Consider the following 3,512-nt stretch of genomic DNA (forward strand, 5'->3'; position numbering starts at 1 on the left):
CCGCCGCGGGGGGTCGGCACCCGGTGGGCGCTGCGGGCATTGGGCTGATCGAGCAGCCGGCGGCGCAACTGCGGGATCAGGGCCCGCAGCAGCAGCCAGCTGGCCACCGCACCGGCCAGAAGGGCACCGGCCAGCAGGGCACTGACCAGAAGGGCCCCGTCCAGCGGTGCACCCAGGGATGACGGGATCGGAGCCATCAGCGGGCTGACCTGCGGGGCTGGGCCTGAACTCCTGCCAGCGGCAGCACGGGGAAAGACTGAGCCGGCTGGCCGAGCAGCTGGTGGCTGGGGGAGAAGCCGGCCAGGTCGGCGGCCATGCGCAGCACCGCTTCGAAGGCCTTGGGGGACACCAGCAGCACAGGGGAGGCGAGCAGGAGGAAGAGGCGGTTGGGGATGGACAGCAGGCGGCAGCGACGGGCCGGGTCGGTGGGGGGGAGGGTGTGCTGCAGTGCTTGAAGCATGGATCGATAGCTGAGGGTGCTGTCTCCACCGAGGGCGATGCGCTCACCCAGAACCGAATCCACACCGGAACCGGCCAGCTGGCGGGCCAGGTGCAGGGCCACGGCAGCCAGCTGGGTGGCGTGGATCGGCTGGCGCAGGCCGGTGTGCTCAGGAAGAGGCAGCAGAGGCCAACGCCGCATCAGCCCGATCAGACGGCTGAGGTTGTGATCGCCATAGGGGCCCGCCTGGCCGTAGATGAGGGTGGGCCGAAGGATTCTGCAAGGGATCCCGAGGCGGCGGCAGCTGGCGATCAGCAGATCTTCCGCTGCGGTGAGCCGGTCGACCAGCTCGCGATCCAAGCGATTGGCGGCGAAGCGCTTGGTGAGGGCAGAGGAGGAGGAGGAGGCGATCAAGCCTTGGACACCCTGCAGCCGAGCGGGATGCTGGCGGGCTAGATGCTCGATGAACGGAGCCAGCAACCAGATTGGCCCGAAGCTGATCCAGATCGCCGGGCTCCCTGGCTCACCGGAGGGCTGAAAGGCGGCAGGGTTGGTGAAATCAGCGGAATGGAACGCGCTGGAGCGAGCCGCTGTGATGGAAGACTTGCGGGAATAAGGCAAGACTGGCCACTCGGGAACAGCCTTTGCTGCCAGCTGCCTGAGGGCTTCTCCACTGGGAGTGGCAGCACCGAAAAGATGAAGACAGAACGAGGATGTGGCTTGATGACTGGCGTGAGGTTGCTGGTAGGAGCGTGGCTGGCGGGCAATGACAGTTCCGGTGCCATCGCGCACCACCTCAGGCAACTGAGCGACACGAAGGTGGTGCTCCTCAATCTGTCGCACATGCTGCGGCCCGCCCACCGCTGCCACGATCGAGTTGTTGCGGCGGTTGGGCGGAAACAGAACGCGCAGGCGCTTTGCAGGAAAAAGATGGTGAAACAGGCGGAGGCCTGGCCTGAGATCGGTGTCGCCAGACACAACATAAAAGAAATCGGCCTGATCCTCAGAGGCCAGCTGGATCAACCGCGTGATGATCCCGATATCAGACTCCTTCTCTTCCCGGAGGCGAATGCGGGTTCCACATGCCAGGCAGCGCTTGTCCTTGCGCTTGAAGTGACTCATGATTGGCGTGACGCCATTCAGCTCCAGAGCCTTCACATAAGCTCGATGCCTTTTTTCTTTCTCCAAGTCCCAAGTGGCGTAGGCAGAGAAATAAGCCACTTCTATCAGCGTATATTGATTGGCCGGAGCAAAGATCTGAATCAGAGCCCTGAGATCAAGCCACTTCAGGCGATCAGAAGCTGGCAGCGATGCAATGCCGTGATAAAGATTGAATCCGTCTACAACAGCAGCAACGCGCTTCACAGCTCAAATCTAATGATGACAATTTACATGGTGATGACAAAAGAATTGCCCCCAGACCAGAGGCCAGGGGGCGCCGCAGGAACGGATCCCTGCAGGGTGAAGCTTCATTTTAGACGCGCCTCAACCAAACTGGCCAGCCGCCTGGCATAACGAGCCAGGAACGGAAACCACCACAGCCCGCCGAAGGCGCGCCGGTAGGCGTGGCGCACCTCCTGGAGGCGGCGCTGGGTCTGCTGGCCGCTGATGCCGCCGGCGGCCATGTGGACCAGCTCCAGATCGAGGCACTGCACCTGAAGATCGCGGTGGCGGCTGAGCTGCAGGAAGTAGTCGAGGTCGGCGGAGAGGCGGAAGCCGGGGGCGTAGCGGGCCAGGTGGCGGCGGGCGCCGGGGCCGACCAGGGTGGCCTGGTGGGGCGGGGTGGAGCCGAGCCAGAGGGCGCGGCGGTAGGCGGCGGCATCCAGTCGGCCCTGCGAATGCGAACCCGCCAAGGGCCGAAAGGCCATGGGGTGGAAAGCTGTGGGGTGGAAAGCTGTGGGCCGGCTGAGCTGGCCATCGGCAGCCACGTAGCGGCCGCTGCAGACGAGCAGATCGGGCAGACCAGGCAAAGCTGCCATGGCCGCGGCGAGCACGGTGGGAGAGGCGGCCCAGTCGTCCGACCCCCAGAACAGCAGCCAGTCGGCGGGGCCGGCGGCGGCGAAGCCCTGGTTCATCGCGCCGAAGATGCCGGGCTCGGCCGGATCCTGCTCGACCCAGCGGCAACGGGGTTCAGCGGCACAGCAGTGCTGCAGCCACTGGCGGTGCTGCGCTCCGGAGGGCCCATCGATGAACAGCAGCTGCCAGTGGGGCCAGGTCTGCTGCTGCAGGGAAGCGAGCAGGCGGGGCAGCAGCGGGTGGGAGTTGAGGGTCGGAACGACGATCAGCAAAGACTGCGCCGGCAACAAGGGTGTGGTCGTCAGGACGCCGGCCCAGGGGTGTGGGCATGGGAGCAGGCCTGGTACCAGGCTTCAAGCTCTGCCCAGGGGATGGATCCAGCAGCAAGGCGCTGAATGGTCAGCACCACCGCCTGGTTCGATGCCTCAAAGCGGAAGCCGTTGAGGCCGAGGAACACAAGCGAGACGAGAAACCCAGTGCGCTTGTTGCCATCAACAAAGGGATGTGCCCTGATCAGCGCCTCGGCGTAGGCAGCAGCCAGGGGCACGATGGTGCCCAGTTCGCCATACGACCATCGCTGGCGGGGCCTTGCCATGGCGGCATCCAGCAGAGCGGCATCCCTCAGACCAGACAGGCCCCCGTGCTCGAGAAGCTGCTGGTGGTGGATGGCTCTGACCGCCAGATCCGGAACCCAGCGGGGCTCGGCAGGGAGGGTCACTGGGCCAGTTCACGCAGCGCCGGCTGAAAACGCCTGGCCTGCTCCGATGCCAAGGCCAGGGCCTGCTGCAGCTCGGCATCAAAGGGTGACAACAGAATGCCTTGCTCTGTTTCGATCACCTGAACACGGTCGCCAGGAGCGAAGTGAAACCGCCGGGCCATTTCGCTGGGGATGGTGGCACTGACGGAGCCTCCAGCACGCCGCAAGGTGACCTCAACAGACACACCAAAGCCCTCAAGTAGCATTTAAATACTACATCGCTGCCCCACCACCACCGCCGGGTTGCCGCGCACGATCGCGCCCGGGGGCACGCGGCCGCTCACCACGGCGCCGAGGGCC

At 65.3% G+C, this 3,512-nt stretch carries 4 protein-coding genes and 2 pseudogenes; all 6 read right to left on the reverse strand.

What is annotated here, in order from left to right; translation table 11 throughout:
- Window positions 1–197, reverse strand: a pseudogene (locus tag VB716_RS15185) (hypothetical protein); the annotation flags it as partial.
- Complete coding sequence (locus VB716_RS15190; RefSeq protein ID WP_323270925.1) at window positions 197–853, reverse strand: hypothetical protein; 657 nt, start codon at window positions 851–853, stop codon at window positions 197–199. The pseudogene VB716_RS15185 and the gene VB716_RS15190, both read right to left, overlap by 1 nt.
- Before the next feature lie 591 nt (window positions 854–1,444).
- Window positions 1,445–1,804, reverse strand: a pseudogene (locus VB716_RS17530) (hypothetical protein); the annotation flags it as partial.
- 104 nt (window positions 1,805–1,908) lie between these two features.
- Window positions 1,909–2,742: a glycosyltransferase family 2 protein gene (locus tag VB716_RS15200; protein WP_323270928.1), complete on the reverse strand. Its 834-nt coding sequence runs from the start codon at window positions 2,740–2,742 to the stop codon at window positions 1,909–1,911.
- A 14-nt stretch (window positions 2,743–2,756) separates the two neighbouring features.
- Window positions 2,757–3,173, reverse strand: coding sequence for a type II toxin-antitoxin system death-on-curing family toxin (locus VB716_RS15205; RefSeq protein ID WP_323270929.1), 417 nt, complete (start codon window positions 3,171–3,173; stop codon window positions 2,757–2,759).
- Window positions 3,170–3,397 carry an AbrB/MazE/SpoVT family DNA-binding domain-containing protein gene (locus tag VB716_RS15210; RefSeq protein WP_322757150.1) on the reverse strand — a complete coding sequence of 76 codons (228 nt, stop codon included), beginning with the start codon at window positions 3,395–3,397 and terminating at the stop codon, window positions 3,170–3,172. The genes VB716_RS15205 and VB716_RS15210 overlap by 4 nt, the downstream gene beginning before the upstream one ends.
- Between the last annotated feature and the right edge of the window lie 115 nt (window positions 3,398–3,512).

Origin of the sequence: Synechococcus sp. CCY9201 (assembly GCF_034931105.1) — a bacterium.
GTDB lineage: Bacteria > Cyanobacteriota > Cyanobacteriia > PCC-6307 > Cyanobiaceae > CBW1002.